This window comes from Arthrobacter sp. NPDC093128, assembly GCF_040683875.1.
Classification (GTDB): domain Bacteria; phylum Actinomycetota; class Actinomycetes; order Actinomycetales; family Micrococcaceae; genus Arthrobacter.
On record NZ_JBFBEY010000019.1, the window covers coordinates 83,025 to 99,337 of the forward strand.

17 protein-coding genes and 1 pseudogene are annotated in these 16,313 nt (G+C 62.0%); 8 read left to right on the forward strand and 10 right to left on the reverse strand.

The window, feature by feature from the left end; translation table 11 throughout:
* Positions 1-50 precede the first annotated feature (50 nt).
* A complete protein-coding gene (locus tag AB0N24_RS20640) occupies positions 51-1,505 on the forward strand; it encodes a family 43 glycosylhydrolase (protein ID WP_364128372.1) in 1,455 nt (484 codons plus the stop codon).
* A 191-nt stretch (positions 1,506-1,696) separates the two neighbouring features.
* Here the strand turns inward: AB0N24_RS20640 and AB0N24_RS20645 are convergent, their stop codons facing one another.
* The 6 genes from AB0N24_RS20645 to AB0N24_RS20670 all read right to left on the reverse strand — a co-directional run bounded on the left by AB0N24_RS20645 (position 1,697) and on the right by AB0N24_RS20670 (position 8,507).
* Positions 1,697-1,969 carry a hypothetical protein gene (locus tag AB0N24_RS20645; RefSeq protein ID WP_364128375.1) on the reverse strand — a complete coding sequence of 91 codons (273 nt, stop codon included), beginning with the start codon at positions 1,967-1,969 and terminating at the stop codon, positions 1,697-1,699.
* 783 nt (positions 1,970-2,752) lie between these two features.
* Positions 2,753-3,496 carry an SDR family oxidoreductase gene (locus AB0N24_RS20650; protein ID WP_364128378.1) on the reverse strand — a complete coding sequence of 248 codons (744 nt, stop codon included), beginning with the start codon at positions 3,494-3,496 and terminating at the stop codon, positions 2,753-2,755.
* Positions 3,497-3,681: 185 nt separating this feature from the next.
* Positions 3,682-4,428, reverse strand: coding sequence for an SDR family oxidoreductase (locus AB0N24_RS20655; protein ID WP_364128381.1), 747 nt, complete (start codon positions 4,426-4,428; stop codon positions 3,682-3,684).
* A 131-nt stretch (positions 4,429-4,559) separates the two neighbouring features.
* The gene (locus tag AB0N24_RS20660) at positions 4,560-5,723 is read right to left on the reverse strand and encodes a low temperature requirement protein A (protein ID WP_364128383.1); all 1,164 of its coding nucleotides are present in this window, start codon (positions 5,721-5,723) and stop codon (positions 4,560-4,562) included.
* Between the two features lie 49 nt (positions 5,724-5,772).
* Positions 5,773-6,687, reverse strand: coding sequence for an RNA polymerase sigma-70 factor (locus tag AB0N24_RS20665; RefSeq protein ID WP_364128386.1), 915 nt, complete (start codon positions 6,685-6,687; stop codon positions 5,773-5,775).
* A gap of 86 nt (positions 6,688-6,773) precedes the next feature.
* Positions 6,774-8,507 carry an FAD-dependent oxidoreductase gene (locus AB0N24_RS20670; RefSeq protein WP_364128389.1) on the reverse strand — a complete coding sequence of 578 codons (1,734 nt, stop codon included), beginning with the start codon at positions 8,505-8,507 and terminating at the stop codon, positions 6,774-6,776.
* Positions 8,508-8,900: 393 nt separating this feature from the next.
* On the opposite strand from AB0N24_RS20670, the gene AB0N24_RS20675 reads away from it, so the two are divergent.
* The 3 genes and pseudogenes from AB0N24_RS20675 to AB0N24_RS20685 form a co-directional block, all read left to right on the forward strand.
* A complete protein-coding gene (locus AB0N24_RS20675) occupies positions 8,901-9,290 on the forward strand; it encodes a hypothetical protein (protein ID WP_364128392.1) in 390 nt (129 codons plus the stop codon).
* A 564-nt stretch (positions 9,291-9,854) separates the two neighbouring features.
* Positions 9,855-10,043, forward strand: a complete 189-nt coding sequence (locus AB0N24_RS20680; protein WP_364128394.1) for a hypothetical protein — start codon at positions 9,855-9,857, stop codon at positions 10,041-10,043.
* A 267-nt stretch (positions 10,044-10,310) separates the two neighbouring features.
* Positions 10,311-10,499: pseudogene (locus tag AB0N24_RS20685) on the forward strand (recombinase family protein); the annotation flags it as partial.
* Between the two features lie 89 nt (positions 10,500-10,588).
* Here the strand turns inward: AB0N24_RS20685 and AB0N24_RS20690 are convergent.
* Positions 10,589-11,761: a vanadium-dependent haloperoxidase gene (locus AB0N24_RS20690; RefSeq protein WP_364128397.1), complete on the reverse strand. Its 1,173-nt coding sequence runs from the start codon at positions 11,759-11,761 to the stop codon at positions 10,589-10,591.
* 70 nt (positions 11,762-11,831) lie between these two features.
* Here AB0N24_RS20690 and AB0N24_RS20695 point away from each other — a divergent pair, with 70 nt between their 5' ends.
* Positions 11,832-12,023: a hypothetical protein gene (locus tag AB0N24_RS20695; RefSeq protein WP_364128400.1), complete on the forward strand. Its 192-nt coding sequence runs from the start codon at positions 11,832-11,834 to the stop codon at positions 12,021-12,023.
* A 744-nt stretch (positions 12,024-12,767) separates the two neighbouring features.
* Here the strand turns inward: AB0N24_RS20695 and AB0N24_RS20700 are convergent.
* The 3 genes from AB0N24_RS20700 to AB0N24_RS20710 form a co-directional block, all read right to left on the reverse strand.
* Positions 12,768-13,424, reverse strand: a complete 657-nt coding sequence (locus AB0N24_RS20700) for an HAD-IA family hydrolase (protein ID WP_364128403.1) — start codon at positions 13,422-13,424, stop codon at positions 12,768-12,770.
* Positions 13,425-13,533: 109 nt separating this feature from the next.
* Entirely contained in the window at positions 13,534-13,704 is a 171-nt protein-coding gene (locus tag AB0N24_RS20705; RefSeq protein ID WP_364128406.1) for a hypothetical protein, read from the reverse strand.
* 52 nt (positions 13,705-13,756) lie between these two features.
* A complete protein-coding gene (locus AB0N24_RS20710; protein WP_364128409.1) occupies positions 13,757-14,155 on the reverse strand; it encodes a GNAT family N-acetyltransferase in 399 nt (132 codons plus the stop codon).
* Between the two features lie 88 nt (positions 14,156-14,243).
* Here AB0N24_RS20710 and AB0N24_RS20715 point away from each other — a divergent pair, with 88 nt between their 5' ends.
* The 3 genes from AB0N24_RS20715 (at position 14,244) to AB0N24_RS20725 (ending at position 15,793) form a co-directional block, all read left to right on the forward strand.
* Positions 14,244-14,678 (forward strand): GNAT family N-acetyltransferase, encoded by a 435-nt coding sequence (locus tag AB0N24_RS20715; protein WP_364128412.1) that lies wholly within the window; start codon positions 14,244-14,246, stop codon positions 14,676-14,678.
* 370 nt (positions 14,679-15,048) lie between these two features.
* Positions 15,049-15,603 carry an MOSC domain-containing protein gene (locus AB0N24_RS20720; protein ID WP_364128415.1) on the forward strand — a complete coding sequence of 185 codons (555 nt, stop codon included), beginning with the start codon at positions 15,049-15,051 and terminating at the stop codon, positions 15,601-15,603.
* Positions 15,545-15,793 (forward strand): hypothetical protein, encoded by a 249-nt coding sequence (locus AB0N24_RS20725; protein ID WP_364128473.1) that lies wholly within the window; start codon positions 15,545-15,547, stop codon positions 15,791-15,793. Before AB0N24_RS20720 ends, AB0N24_RS20725 begins: the two co-directional genes overlap by 59 nt.
* The last annotated feature ends 520 nt before the right edge of the window (positions 15,794-16,313 follow it).

Here is a 16,313-nt window from a genome sequence, read left to right on the forward strand (position 1 = left end):
TCCCGCACCTCCCGTTCCTCACTCCCGCACGTCGGAAGGACTTTTTCAGCATGAATGATTCCGTCAACCGCCAGTTCTCCCGCCGGACCTTCCTGGGCTCCGGAACCGCCGCAGCCGCAGCCTTCGCCGTCGCGGGGGCGGGGGGCGGAGCCTTGCTGGCCGCGCCCGCCGCTGCCGCCGCCGTCGATTCAGCTCCGCTGATCAACCCCGTTGTGCCGCAGCGTGCAGACCCGTGGCTGATGAAACACACGGACGGCAAGTACTACTTCACCGGCTCCGTGCCCGAGTACAACCGCATCATCGTCCGCTCCTCCTCCACCATCGCGAGGCTCGGCAGCGCTTCGGAAGCAGTCGTCTGGACGCGGCCCGCCTCCGGAACCATGGGCGGCCACGTCTGGGCACCTGAGCTGCACCACTTCGACGGCCAGTGGCACATCTACTTCGCCGCCGGCGACAGCAGCGACGTCTTCCGGGTGCGGATCTACGTGATTTCCACTGACGACGCCGATCCCACCACCGCCGTGTGGGGACCGCCGGTGCGCGTGTACACGCATGCCGACACCTTCTCCCTGGACGCCACCAACTTCGAGCACAACGGCACGCGCTACCTGCTGTGGGCCCAGAGCGACACCGGCGTGAACTCCAGCCTGTACATCGCTTCGATGTCATCACCCTCCACGCTCTCCAGCACTCCCGTCCGCATTGCCGTTCCGACACTGGACTGGGAGACCCGGGGCTACAAGGTGAACGAAGGCGCCGCGGTGATCAAGCGGAACGGCCGCATCTTCGTGACCTTCTCCGCCAGCGCCACGGACGCCAACTACTGCATGGGCTTGCTGACGGCTGACGCCACTGCCGACCTGCTCAGTGCGGCCTCATGGAGCAAGACTCCGACCCCCGTCTTTGTCACCACCGAGGGCTCGAAGCAGTACGGACCGGGACACAACTCCTTCACCGTCGACGAGGCAGGCAACGACGTCCTCGTGTACCACGCCCGGTCCTACCGCACCATCGTCGGCGACCCGCTGTACGACCCCAACCGGCACGCCCGGGTGCAGCGGCTGTACTGGAACGCGGACGGCACACCGAATTTCGGCGTACCGGTGGGCGACGGCGAACTGCCCGTGCGCCTGGAGCCCGCCTCGGGCCCCGGCACCTTCCTGGCGCACGACGGCGTCACCGTCACCGCCGCTTCCTCCCCCGCGCTGGGGTCGTCCCAGTTCCGCATCGCGCCGGGCTACGCCAAGAAGAACTCGGTGGTCATCGAGCCGGTCCTGGCCAAAGGCCGCTATCTCCGGGTCCAGGGATCAGCGGTGACCATCGCGACCACGGAGGGGTCATCGTCGGCCTTCCTGAAGCGGGGCGGCCTGTCGGATGCTGCCGGCGCCTCCTTCGAGTCGGTCGACGTCCCGGGCTCCTATCTTGTGCTCCGGCTAGGCGCCCTGGCGCTGGCGAAGGTGGGCAAGAACGAGCGGCAAGCGGCCACGTTCTTCCTGCGCTCCTAGTCCTTCATGGATCCTGAGACTCCCGCGCGCCGGGCCTGTGGGTGACTGCGAATTACTGGTGCTGTGGTGATCGTGCATTTGGCCTGTTGCCGGTTGGCGGCGACATGGCCGACCTGCTGCCGTTCGGGCGCATCCGCATAGCTTTGGCAGGTCCCGCGGCAGTCGGGACCCCCTTCGCGGTTGCCTGCGCGTCAGCGCCTCGGCGCCGCCGTCGAGGCCCGCACAACGAGCCTGGGATTGAGGACCGACGCCGCGGCGGACGGGCCGTGGGCCATGTCAGCGCTCCAGTCACCCTGGATCAGCACCTCCGGCGGCAGGCCGGCCTCCGCCGGCGTGCGGCGCCAGCCGTCAGTGCGGGCTGCGGCGTCAATCCAGTCCTGCGGGCCAGAAACGTGCGCGATCGAGGTATGGCCAAGTTTCACGAGGTGCTGCAAGGCCTGGGCCGGGCCAGCGCGCTGGTACACGGCCGCGACCGTGAGGGTAGCAAGGGAAACTCGAATCCGGTTGCGCTGTTACCTGCGCCAGGCGGCACTGCGGGGGTCCGGCGCACAACCAGTTCCGGCTCCACGCCGGTGGTGCTTATGCTCGCGCCGTTCTCGATGGCGCTGAGCGTCAGGTCCAGGCAGCGCCGTACCAGCTCCTCGAAGTCCTAGCGGACCGTGGTGAGGGGCGGGATGCTGGACGCGTGCGGATCCTGACTTCATCATGAAGGTCCACGGCAAAGCGACTGCAAACCGGAGTAGTCCTTCATCACTACAGTCAGGTCGCCCACCCCGTGGGCGACAATGAAGAGAAAAGCAGTACCAAAGACATCAACCGAGCAAAGAACGAGGCACCCGGCCACAACAACAACGGCCACAAAAAAGGGCCCCCGAAGGGGCCCGTACAACACAATTTGTGCACACTCAGAGGCTCACAAGCCCCTGACCAGGGAAAACACGTGCCCGAGGTGGGACTCGAACTGCATTCCAGCCCTTGCAAACACTGGGAAGTCCCGACAACATAGGCAATCCGAGCGAGTCCGAGCGATGTACGGGCCCGTCCGAAGCCAAAGGCGGTGTGGTCATTGTCCACACCGCCTTTCTGACAGATTTTGAGCGACTCCAAGCGACTGCCGTGCCCTGCGTTTAGGGGGTGCGGCAGTTCTCTGTGGTGCCGAACGCGCTTTCGGTCAGCGCTGCCAGCCGCTGCGAGTCCGCAGTGCCGCGCAGCCGAGCTTCCGTGAAGGACACACCGCTGTGCTCCGACTACTGTTGGTTCAGCCATTCTTCGAAACGGGTGTTGAAAATGGTCGCTTCGTCGCCGGGAAGCAGTTCGCGCTCTTCGAGCAGGGCGTTGAAGTAGCGTGCCGTGGGGTCGGTGACGACCTCGCGGGGGTCGCCTTGGAAGCTGAGGCCCTTGCGGATGAGCTCGTCGAGACCGAATTGCTCGGGTCCGGCGACCTCAATGGTGGCGTTGAGCGGAGCTCCGACGGCGGTGCGGGCAACAGCGGTGGCTACGTCCTCAGCGGCCATGGGCTGAATCAGCGCGGGTGACAGACGAACGGTGTTTCCGTCGGTCGCGGCCTGTGCGATGCTCTTGACGAACTCGAAAAACTGCGTCGCATGGACAATGGAGTACGGGACACCTGATTCCTTGATGAGCTTCTCCTGGGCGATTTTCGCCCGGAAGTAGCCGCTCTCGGCCACACGCTCGGTGCCGACGACCGACAGTGCGACGTGGTGGCCGACACCGGCTTCCTTCTCCGCGGCGAGCTGGTTGCGGGTGGAGGCAGTGAAGAAGTTCAGCACAGCTGCATCTTCAAACGAGGGCGAGTTCGACACGTCGACTACGGTGTCGGCTCCCTGCAGCACGTCCGCGAGGCCTTCGCCGGTGAGGGTGTTCACACCCGAGTCAGGGGAAGCGGCCACTGCTTCGTGTCCGTGTTCGCCGAGCTTGTTGACCAGTTTCGACCCGATGAGTCCGGTTCCGCCGATAACTACGATCTTCATGATCTTCCTTCCGATAAGTGACGCAGAGGGATGCAGTGACATCCGTCCACCAGCTATGACCGTGTACCAACACAATCTGTGACTGCCTTAGGAAGATTGGTTCATTCCGCGTCTGAGTACGGCGTCATAGTCGGTGCCGTTGACAGGCTCAGAATGCAGCCGCCCACCCTCCTAAGACCGGAGTGCTATGACGACAGATTCAGCCACTCCTTGAGTGAAATATCCCCGATACGGGCTTCACCGACGGGAACGATGCTGGTCTCTTCGATCGGCAAGCCGAAGTAGCCGGCCCCGGTATCAATGACCACTGGGCGGGAATCATTGCGGGCCGCGAGAACCCGGGACACGAATTCATTAAGTCCTGCGCGCTCAGGGCCCGCCATCTCAAGGACGCCGTCAATCGCAGGCGAGACCGCCGTCTCCGCCACAATGCGAGCAACGTCTGCAGCAGCCAACGGCTGCATCAGGTGACTTGTCACATAAACCGAGCCGTCGCGTGTTCCGGCGTCAGCGATCATCGGGATGAACTCAAAGAACTGAGTAGCCCGCAGAATGGTGTACGGCACGCCGCCTTCTCTAACAGCCTTCTCCTGCGCAGCTTTTCCGGCAAAGTAGCCGACAGCCCCGATACGGTCGGTTCCAACGACGGACAGAGCCACATGATGTCGCACGCCTGCCTTTTTCCCGGCGGCGAGAAGATTGTGGGATGAAGTGGAGAAGAAGGGAACGACTACCTTCTCATCGAAATCGGCGGTGTTTGTCAGGTCGATAACTACGTCCGCCCCCGCCATCGCCTCATCCAATCCCTGGCCGGTCACCGAATCCACCCCGGTCGAAGGGGACGCCGCTTTCGCCTCATGGCCCTGACTGCTTAGGATCTCCACAACCTGCTTGCCGATCAGGCCAGTGCCGCCGATAACAACGATCTTCATGATGATCTTCCTTCCGATAAGTGGCGTTTAGGAATGTGGTGATATTCCGTCCACCAGCTATGACCGGATACCAAATCAATCTGTGACAGCCTTGGGAAGAAAAATGCCATCGGCAGAGCCCCGTGATCCGGTCAGCTCACTTCCTGCCTCTGTCCGGGCTGCAACACGGTCACCACGACGACCAGGGCACACACAATCGCGATTCCGGCGACCACTCCGACGACGCCGATCGCGCCAATGCCAGCCGGCAACGCCAGCACCGTCACCACCGCCGACCATATCACCGACGGACGAATGACTGGCCGGCTCGTGAGCGGCGCGTGAATCGCCCACAGCAACCCCATAAAAACAGCGGTTGAAATCGCGACGCAATACCCGGCGATAAACGCCTGCTCCTGGAGGTGACCTTCCGTCGGTGCGACCGTGATGGCGACTTCGAGGCCTGCACCGACGGCGGCTAACGCCGCAAAGAGGGCGAAGTGCGAGTACCCCCATAGGTACGATTTGTCACGATTTGCGGCCAATTCCTCACCCGCCGGGTGGAGGAAGTACAGCCACCAAAAGGAGAACAAAAGCGCGAGGCTAGCGGCCGAGACAGCAACCAAGGATGCGCTCACGCCGCCGGATCTCAATGCAGCAGCCAGGCCATTCGATGCGGCCAGCACGCTTTCGCCAAGGAGAATGATCGCGAACAGGCCATACCGTTCGGCAATATGATGCGGATGCCAACTGCTGTGACCCGTGCGTTCGGCCCACCACGGGACAGTGAGCTCCAAGGCGGCGAGCATCACGAACGCGACTACTTGCATCTGCTCCGGCAATATCCCGGCCTGCTGCAACACCAACCGCAGGAGCCACCCCAGTTGAAGGACCGCGAATCCGACCGCGTATCGCAACGCCGTACGGCGGCTGGCCGCATCGTCAAACGCAGCCCGTATCCAGTGGGCAATCAAACCGACGCGCATCACAACAAATCCCAGGGTGACCGCCAGATAATCACCGTCGTTGAAAGCCGCAGGTACTCCTGCACCCAGCAGCAGCACCCCTCCCATCTGCAGCATCGTTAGCAGCCGGTAAAACGCATCATCATTGTCGAACGCGGACGCAAACCACGTGAAATTCATCCACGCCCACCAGATCGAGAAGAATACCTGCAGAAACGGCAGGATCGACTCCGCAGCATGATTCTCAGCAATCCCGTGAGCCAGCTGCGCTGTAAGGATGGCGACAGCGACCACGAAAGTGAGATCAAACAACAGTTCCAGCTCGCTTGCGCGGCGGTGCGGTTCGTCCACCGCACGGGCCCTCATGGACACTCGCGGACCTCGCGGGGCCCGGCTGATCTCAGACATTATCCACGCCAGATCGGCCAGCCCAGGTAACACCAGAGAGCTTGTCCGGGTTCATGGTCCACAACAGCCGATCAATACCATCGGCAGAGGCCGTGACGGTCACGACGGCGAATACGTCCCCGTCCCGTGCCAATCGTGCCGAAGGCCTGCCGTTAGCCATGAAGGTGTCGACATCGACACCTTCCCAGAAGCGCGACGCAAACGCTCTGTAGTACTTCGCGACCCGTTCCCTGCCTACGACAGGGAACTTGGAAGCGCGAACCTTACCGCCGCCGTCGGAATAGCTGACGACGTCCGCGGCGAACAGTTCCTCCAATGCGGCCAGGTTCCCGGTTTGTGCAGCCGCCAGAAATGCTTCCAGCAGACGCTGTTGCTCGCTCACGCTCACCTCTGCGCGCTTCTCCTCACCAAGGCGCTTACGCGCCCTGCTCACCAGCTGGCGCGTATTCGCTTGGGTCTGTTGGATGATCTCCGCGATCTCTTCGTACGAGTAATCGAACGCTTGCCGCAACACATACGCGGCCCGTTCGGTCGGCGACAGCTTCTCCAGTATCAGCAACACGGCAAACTCGAGCGCTTCGCCACGCACGGCGCCGAGTTCAGGGTCCGCGCTTGTGTCCACCGGCTCCGGCAGCCAGGGTCCGACATACGTCTCACGACGGGCGCGCGCCGACTGCCCAACGTTGATGGCCAGGCGGGTGGCAGTGGTCGCCAGGAACGCGGCCGCATTCCGAACCGTGCTGCGATCGTAAGTCTGCCATCGAATCCACACCTCCTGCACGATATCCTCCGCCTCACTGACACTGCCCAGCATGCGGTACGCGATCCCAAACAATCGAGGACGGACATCCGCGAATATCGCCGACGCCGTTTCTAAGTCCGAGGCTGAGCGGGAATCAGCATCCATGCCCCCAATGCTACGTCTCTGGGCGACCTTTGGTGCCGAGTTCGTAAGGGAACCAGGACGTCCTACCGTGGCGAACCCGACGCCGGTCACTCGACGAGTTTGTCCGCGGTTGTGACCGGTCGGTGCATCAGTGTCGCAATGTCGTGCGGTACGGGCGGGAGGCTTTCGTGCTCGATGCCACGATCAGGGGACCAGACGAGGTTCACCTGCAAGGTCGGATCAAGCTCCGGATAGTCGCTGCGGTTGTGACAGCCGCGTGTTTCACGGCGTTCACGGGCAGCTTCGAGCGTCGCGCGCGCCGCCAGTGCGGCCGCCTTCAGGTCGAACGCGTGGGCAAGATCCTGATATCCGGCGATGTCGGGATGCACACCCACGTCTGTGATGCGGGATTCAATGCCGTCGAGTTCGGCGAGACCCTGCGTAAGTCCTTCTTCGTTCCGCACGACACCCGCATGCTCGGTCATGGTGTCACGGATGGCACGCTGCAGTACGCGGACGTTTTCGTGCCCGTTGGCGTTGAGCAGGTTATCTATCTCTTTTCGAGCTTCATCTACCGCGTCCGCCGAGCGCACGTGTGCGGTGAGGGACTCCGAGTACTCGGCGGCAGCCTTCCCGACAATCCTTCCGAAGACCAGCAGTTCGATCAGCGAGTTTCCTCCCAAGCGGTTAGCGCCGTGCAGACCGCTTGACGCCTCCCCGATTGCGTAGAGACCCGCGACATCAGTGCTGTGATCGTCGGGACGGACCCAGACGCCGCCCATGGAGTAATGCGCGGTCGGTGCGATTTCTATCGGAGTCGTCGTGATATCGAGCATCTGCAGTTCGAGCATGGTCTGGTACACACGCGGCAGGCGACGCATGATGGTCTCCCGCGGCAGGTGCGAAACGTCCAGCCACACTCCGCCGTTGGGTGTGCCGCGGCCTTCTTGAATTTCGGTGTAACAGGCCAGAGCGACCCGATCGCGGGTGGAGAGTTCCATGCGCTCTGTATCGTATTTCGCCATGAATCGTTCACCGAGGGCGTTGGTGAGGATGCCGCCCTCGCCGCGTGCGGCTTCCGAGATGAGCGTGCCTGCAGCGTTCTCGGGCTCAAGAATGCCTGAGGGATGGAATTGGACCAGTTCCGGATCGCGGATGCGGCCGCCTGCGAGCACTGCCAGGCGGAATGAATCACCGGTGTTCTCGTCGCGCCGACTGGACGTGCGCCGCCAGATGCGGGTGTGTCCTCCGGCGGCGAGCACCACGGCGTCTGCATGGATGAGGTAGCGCGTTCCGTCCGTGAGCCGGAAGCCGTAGGCACCGAAGACCCGACCGTCGGTGACGAGAATGCGCGTGATGTAAACATCGTCCAGTATCGGGATGTCGAGCTGGGCGGCGCGATTTACAAGCGTGCGCTGAATTTCAAGCCCCGTGTAGTCGCCGCTGAAAGCGGTTCTGCGGAAGGTATGGGCACCGAAGAAACGCTGGCTGATCCGGCCGTCTTCCTCGCGGGCGAACGGCATGCCGTAGCGTTCCAGGTCGCTGATGCCCTGGGCGGCCCCTTTGGTGACGAGCTCGACGATTTCGGGGTTCGCTAGGTGATAGCTCTCGAGGATTGTGTCGGCGGCGTGCTGCTGCCAACTGTCGTCAGTATCCATCGTTCCGAGAGCGGCGTTGATGCCACCCGCTGCGAGCGAGGTGTGGGCGTCGCTCTTGGGCCTTTTGCCCACAGCGAGCACATCGACGCCCAGCTCCGCCAGCTCAATGGCGGCCCGGAGGCCGGCGCCCCCGGTACCAATAACGAGCACGGACGTCGACACTTGCAGTTCTTGAGACTTCATCACTACATTCCATTCACTCGAGCTACCCAAATTGAAGATCCCGTGGGACTCGCCTGCATGCCATCCAGGGTTCCATCGGCGCGGCTTGTCCTCCGGTCCCGTCATCAGCTAAGACCGGGTAGCCCTCAAACTTGTGACAGGACGAAAGGACATCTCGTACTGAGAAGTTGATGCCGATGCAGCAAGTAGAGTCTCCAGCATGCGATGGGCATGTCAACTGCCACCGACGGGATGTGCGGCCGACATATGGCTCGATATCGGCCGTAAAGTAGGACGAGTTCAAACAGATGCGAGAACCCGTCCATAGGCGTTTTGCCATGCTTTCGCAGGTCAGGCGTTGCTTCGGCTAGCGGCGGTGCACTCGCGCGTCGTCCGCGAGAGCAAGGACTCGAGGTGGAAACAAGCCGTGAGGCGGTCAATTTCGCACGCAGTGGACACCCCAAAGCCGTCGAGCTCGTCCGGGAATCGGGGCAACTGCACGGCGAGGTTCTTGTCACCGCCGTCATCTGCTCAACCCTCGGATACTCACGATCGGCGGCGACCTGCTTCGCGGCTGAGGATCACCTCATGTCCGGCCTGCGAGAACGCCTTCACCAGCCGGCGCAGCCGCTGGCTACACGAACGCTCCAAATCCTCACCAGCCAGCTTGGGGACCGAAGCGGAGCGGTGGGCACAGCCCGCCTCGCCATAGAGGAGCTCTTCGCTCCGCATGCCGTAGAAGCCTATTTGGCCGCAGATGTGCCAGTCGTCAATCTAGACGATGCTCCAAGGGCGATTGTGTAACTCGCCAGGTCCAAATTTCTATGCCTTAGGATGCGGCAGAGTCTCCCTGGCCAGCCCACTGGCGGGTCCGGAGTACTCATCCATGAAGTGGAGACCCACCCAAGGCGATTCGACTATTTCCTCAGGCCAGATATCCACATGGTATGTGAGAGGGATCGCCTTTGCCTTGTCCTCCTGTTTCTGCAGGGAAAACGTTCCCGTAACTGGTTTCACCGCAAACGGTTCCAATTTGTCTTGCATTTTGCATCTCCTGCTGACTGAGTAAAGGTAACGCTGACTTCAGGCGGGCCGACATTACGGTGGGAGCGAGCGGGTACAGCTACCACCCATTTTGCGCTCGTTACTTTCGTCTTGATAGGGCCGACTTGGTCATGACCATGACAAGATGGCCGGCGCTGTCGTTGGCCTTACCAGAAAGGTAACTGTGGAGCTGTCGAACTTGGTTGGGTCGAACCGCGGCTTGGTGTCTGCTGGCCTTGTGTGTGACGAGCGGACGACTCAGCCTTGAACGAGGCAGCCCACAGCAACTTCGGGAAAACCGCGCGAGTGCTCCCCGTCAGATTGGTGAATAAACTGCTCTGGATATCGATTGGCAGCGCCTCATCAGTTGAGTGCGGACGCGGCCTCCTTGACTTCCCCCTGGTGCACCATCTCCTCCACGTGGGCGGACGGGAAGTCGAGACGTCCCAGATCCAGCTGGCCGGGATACTGCTTCGTCTTGACGTGGAGGGGACCCAGAACGCCAAGCGGTGACTCCTTGACCTAGCCAGCGGGTGCTCATGGAAGGATGTTGCCCATGCCGACGGCTTATGTGGCGGAGTTCCGCCAGGATGCTATTGATGTGGCCCGCAAGGGCGAGGCGCCGCTGGCGCAGATAGCCAAAGATTTGTACCTGGACTAATAAGTCGAATCAACTCCTTGGTCATGCGGTAGCCCACGACCGCTGCGATTCACAGGTATCCCGAATTCGGAATCCGGCTGTCACTTAAACGAACGTATAAATGACAGAGGAGAAATGCCGTGCTAGTCGGCTACATGCGTGACTCCAAAGCCGACGGGTCGCAGACCACGGACCTGCAGCGCGACGCGCTCCTGGCCTCCGGCATCGACGCGGACTCCCTCTACGAAGACCGGGCTTCCGGGAAGAAAGACGACCGCCCCCAGTTGGCCGCTTGTCTCAAAGCCCTCCGGCACGACGACACCCTCATGGGTCTGCCGAGATGGCAGCGACGAGCGCGTCGCCGATGGGCTCGACGAGCGCACGGCCCACGTCAAGGCGGCCGCCACCGACGTCTGATTCAGATTTCCCCAACCGATCCTGACCGCAAATGAACCAAATCGGTCGGGGAAATGATCGGGTCAGTCGCAGGACCCTGCGACTGACATGGCGCCGGCTGGAAGTAGTGACCGCTGAGCCACAACGCCACCTCGTTGCCGATCTCGGCGCCCTGTACGTCGGCGGTGCGGAAGTGGATGCCGCCCCAGACGCGAGCATCAACGATCTCCTGTATCGCCGCTGAGAATCCGTCGAAGTGCCGTGGCTCGCCCGGGAAGCGTCCGGAGTTGACGTCGAAGGCGACCTCGTCCGTACCGAAGAACTCCTGCGCCGCATAGAGAATGGCGCCGCTGACGCAGCCGTGACCGGACGGGTGGTCCGGGAACGGCGGTGTGCCGAGCGGCGGGACAGTCGCTGTCGATGGATCGAAGAGCGGTTTCCATGTCGGATCGGCTTCCGTCTCCGGATTGTCGTCGGTGTCGGCTTCGCGGATCGCCGCCATCGGACGCCAGAAGTTCCAGTGGTACTTGTCGTTCCAGCAAGCGACCGCGCCATCAGCAGCGGCGAGGTTGGTCATCGCGAAGAGCCGAGCCGCGTCGGCCAGGTCGAGTCCGTGCTCCACGGCGAGGCTGCGGAACACACCGTTCCAGAGTGCCACGGGCGGGGCTTGCCAAAAGATGGCCGCAGTGGTCTGGTCGTCGGTTCGAGTGGTACTCACGAGCGCACCGATCTCCTTGACCTCGTTGAAGTCCGCTGTGTACTCGGCACTCCTCAGCGGGTTGGGACCCTCCGAGCGGAATTGCTCGGGACTCTCGATGATGAACGGTTGGAGATTGGCCACCCAGGCGTCCGGATCGAGCGCAGCGGGCGCGACGGGCCGCCAACCGCCGGGACCGGGTCCGATGTCGAACTCGAACGGGGCCATGAACCCGTCATCGGTGCGGGCGAGGATCATCGCCGCCGCGGCGGCCTCACCGGCGGCGACGCCTTCGTCCTTGTTCGGGCCGTCGGTGACGCCCGCGAGCGTTGCTTCGTACGCGGCGTCGAGGCCAGCTACTTGGGCCGGCGGGACCAGCGTGACGAGCACGTGGTGTGCGGCGGTCGAGATCGCCGCATCGAACGATGCCTCCGGCCCGACGCCGACCGAGTCGCCGTCGAGCAGATACGGCTGGTACCCGCGGTCGATGGCGTTCACTGCGTCGTACACCGCGCCTTGAACCATCGCCATGCCACGGAGCTGGCCGTGAGCCGTGGGACGCAGTGGGATGACGTGGTCTTGGGCGATGGTGCTCCACTCGATGAGGACGTCCGTGTTCGCCGGCGCCGCGTTCCGAGCGTTCGAGGCGCCGGCGCTCGACACTCCCGGTACAACGAGTGCGGCCGTCAGTGCCGGGATCAAGCAGAGCGCCCACCGTCGGCGCGCACCGTTCCTCGAAGTCCGCGATGGTCGCCTGTGATGATCGTAAGCGTTGCTGTTCGTCATGTCGTCGGTCCTCCAGCCGTCACGGAGCCATGTTCAAGCGAACCCGACGGAGTCGACATCTCATGGGTGCCCGACACCGGCGGCACGCGACCGCCCGAGGTCAGCGCGATGCGCAGTCGGTGCGGTTACTCCAAGGGTGAGCCTCTGCCAGCGCGTTGTCCAGTGGAACCGTGTCCGGCAGCCTGGGAGGTCGCGGGCCAGGCCTGGGTCACACTCTCCAGGAACTATCCGGTGAACTTAGCTACCGGATGACAACCAAGCAGATCTTTGCAACAAGAACTTCAAAGCGTGTGTAAAAGAAGAACTTCTCGACGCCGCCGCCCGTAACCTGGGCCCCGCCTAGGCGTGGACCAGCAGACCGGGCAACGGGACATAGAGGTGTGAAGTTGCTTCATTCGTTCTGGTCAGTCGGTGAGACGTCTCGTATGTCTAGCGTTTCAAGACAGACAGCAGGAGCCGACAGCTGATATGTCTGCCGGTGCGGGCCGCGTTCTTCAGCATTGAAGGATCAGCTGAGGGGCAGCGAGGGTGACATTTAGCGCTGCGAAAAGACCGCCATTTATCGCTGACATTCACAGGTCAAATACGACCATTATCGACTTCAGCCAACACGAGAGCTGCCTCCCAGCCCATGCAGGATCACGACGGGCGGCCCGTCGCCACCGACATCGATGCAGTGAATCCACTCGTCCGGTCCAACATCAAGAGGTGTCGAGCCTCAAATCTCCTGGGCGCCCAACAGAACGACGGCGTCGATCACCTGTGCGGCTGTGCACGCGGAGAGGTTTGGGGCAGTCAACTCATCGGGCCATTCCTTGCCGCAACTGACCCAGCCCGTTTTTAGACCGGCCTCGCGCCCACCTGCGATGTCCGCAGTCGGGTGGTCACCGACCATCCAGCTCCCGGCAAGCTCGCCACGGAGGCGGTGCGCGGCAATATGGAATATCTCGGGGTCCGGCTTCTTGACGCCTTCTGTTTGGGAAATAACGACGGTATCCACGAACGGTTCGAGCCCGACTGTTTGGATCTTGAGGGTCTGCTGTGCCGTTGTCCCGTTGGTGACGACACCAATTCGCCAGCCGGATTCGCGGGCATTCCGGAGAGCGTCAGTCGTGACGGACTCCATGGTCATCGAATGCACGTGGTCGTAGAGAAGTGTGTTCACGAGGACCTCGACGCCCAAATCAGCGTCGAATCGTTCCTTGATGGCGCGGGCCAGGGATTCCCGCGGTTCGTAGCCGCTACGGTCAGCCGCAATAAGCCATGCGACCTCTGAATCGGATCTCCCAAGCGACCGCACGAAGTCAGTTGCCCAGAGATCAAACGCGGAAGCCCTATCCACAAGGGTGTTGTCCATATCCACGAGTAGCAGCATTCCCTCAGACTACGTGCTCGAGGTAGTGCGTTGCCTTCCTAAACGTTGACCGGAGGCCAGGGCTGGACAGTGAGTGAGGGCCATTCCGCGCTCCACCGCTGAGTCTTGGTCAAGTACACGTCCTGGGCGCCAAGACAGGGTTGGGCACCACGTTCCGGACGAAGAAGTCGTCGTGGGGCGCATACGTGGTCAGGCCGCCGTCCTGGTCTGCCGTGACTGCGAAGCAGCAGGTCTTCGCTCCGGAGTGATCTATCGCGTCGGACGTGCTGATGAACGGCACGGTGGGGACCCCGAAGTGCTCCTCACACCAGAGTATGGACGGTCGGTCCCAGTTAGCGCAGTTGGATTAGTCCAGCATTGGTGGGGCGGAAGCCGCATGCGTCGAAGTAGAAGCTCCTCAGGTGATCGTCGAAGTCGACGTGAAGCCATTCGCAGCCCGCTCCCTTGGACTGCTCCGTGGCAACGGCGAGTAGCTTTTTCCCAATGCCCTGCCTGCGGGCACGATGTGCCACCAAAGTGTCTTCAATGAATGCGTGCACCTGACCGTCCCAGATCACGTTGACGAAGCCTACGAGACCCTGTTCGTCGCGCGCTGTGACCCACCCGAGACTGAAGCGCGACAGCAGGTCAATCCAATCGTCTTCAACGTATGCATGATCGAAGCCCTCCGCGTGCAGCTGATTGATTTCTTCGTTCCTAGCCGCCCCGCGCCATTCAAAGGTGATCGTCATGCTGAACAGCATTACAGATAGGATCCCAGTGCGGAGGACGCCAGTTGCCTTCGCGGGTGCTTGTGGCTCGCGCGGGTAGTGTGGCCAAATGCCCAACCTCAGCATGACCATCAGGCTCGCCGCCATCAACGATGCGGACGACGTTTGGTGTCTGGTTCAGGATTTCGCGCCGACCTTCCGGCCGGAGTGGGAAGCCTTTGAGCTGACATTCCGTTCGCTGGTCGAAGCGCCCCAGACACTTGTTCTCGTAGCCGAAGAGCGTGGCGGATCTGTCGTCGGCTATCTTTTGGCCCATTGCCGCGCCACATTTCTTGCCAATGGCCCTGTCGCCTGGGTCGAGGAGGTCATGGTTGCCGAGCGAGCACGCCGGCAAGGTGTGGGACAGGCCTTGATGATTGAAGTCGAGTCTTGGGCGAACTCGCAAGGCGGTGCTTATGTTTCGTTAGCGAGCCGGCGGGCCGGCGATTTCTATCGTGCCCTTGCGTATGAGGACGCTGCGACCTTCTTTAAGAAGTCCCTGTGAGTACGGAATCGGTCTCATCCGTCAGCAGGACGGTCGATGCCTTGGTTCCGTGACTCGAAAGGGCCGGTCAATGGCACTGTAGGCGTCGCGGCTTGCGACGGGTCCCAAGCGCCAGCCGGGGGCTATTTCGAACAAATCCTTGCCCGCGCAGCCCTTGTCGGTGCGCCCAATCTTGGGCTGGAACAGGACGATGGCTGCTGCGCATATGGGGAAAAGACCAAGACACCTCCACTAACCTGGCCACGTCTCCTGATCAGTACCCACTCAAAAACTGACCTGCCTCCGGCACGTTTCTGGAAACTTGGGGTATATATCCCAATCCGGCGCCTAGGCTGGGAAGGTTGGATTACCGCAGGCGTAGGAGCGATACATGGAGGGAAATGTGGGCAGCTACGTTGTTTCAGTCAGTCAGGATGCTCGGCATAATTTCAGTAAGCAGCTGCGCCCGTCGATCGATCTCGTTGAAGGGCTAGGAGTAGAGGGAGATGCCCACTGCGGGACTACTGTTCAGCATCTCTCAAGAGTTCGACGTGATCCGACGCAGCCCAACCTGCGGCAGGTGCATCTGATCCAAGCAGAACTGTTCGTCGAGCTTGAGCAGGAAGGTTTCTCGGTGCAGCCCGGGGACCTCGGAGAGAACATCACAACTCACGGCATCGACCTCTTGGCCCTGCCGGAAGGGACATTTCTGCGGATAGGAGCGCACGCGGTCGTTCAGGTGACAGGTCTGCGTAACCCCTGCCTCCAGATTGATCACTTCCAGGCCGGGCTCCTGAAAGCAGTTCTACCCCGAGACAGCGGGGGCAATGTGATTCGAAAAACAGGAATCATGGGCGTCGTGCATACGGGCGGCGAAGTAAGAGTCAGTGACGGGATTCAAGTCGAGCTGCCAGCTGAACCTCGCCGCCCTCTCGAACGCGTCTAACCACGACAACCTGATCGGCCATTCGCAAGCCAGCGCTGCGGACTCTGCCAAGGCCCTGCGCACGTCGATCGCCTTGTTCGCCAGGCTTGGCAGGCGTATCGCGGATGGCCTCGGCTTCCCGCCCTTCAACCACGACCGCGTCCATAGCGAGGTTGAGGCCATCCTTGCAATGCGTCCGGATGCCCGCTAACGATCGACTTACGGGCGCCCCGGGTAACATTTATCGCAGCGAAAACGCCGCCATTTATCGCTGCGATTCACAGCGAGATCCGGGTTGATCTACGGGCGCCTCAAAATGGGTCGATTTAGACGGAGCCCTTGCCCTGCTCCGGACTAACGGTTCTTCCTTCCGGGAAATAACCGCCGTGACCGGCCTGAAGCGCACGACCCTGTACCGACACCTACCGCCCCGGTCCCCCGGCGACGAGCCAGCTGCCTCATAGTCTTCGGTAGGCACGCAGAAACTCGGCTTCACCGACGCCTCGTCGAAATACGTGACGTGAGATGGCCGTGCCCGTGGCGGCAGCACGTCTCGACGCCAACGACAGGTCAGTCGTCGAACAAGCAGAATTCGCCCTCTGAAGACAATCCGGCGCCGCGCAGCTAACACCGTAGTTTCTCCGCGGACCAGCAGCACACGCTGGCGTCATGCCGCCCCAGTTCCCACCTCCACGAACCAGCAGAAGCAACTTCGCTGTTTGTCATTCTGA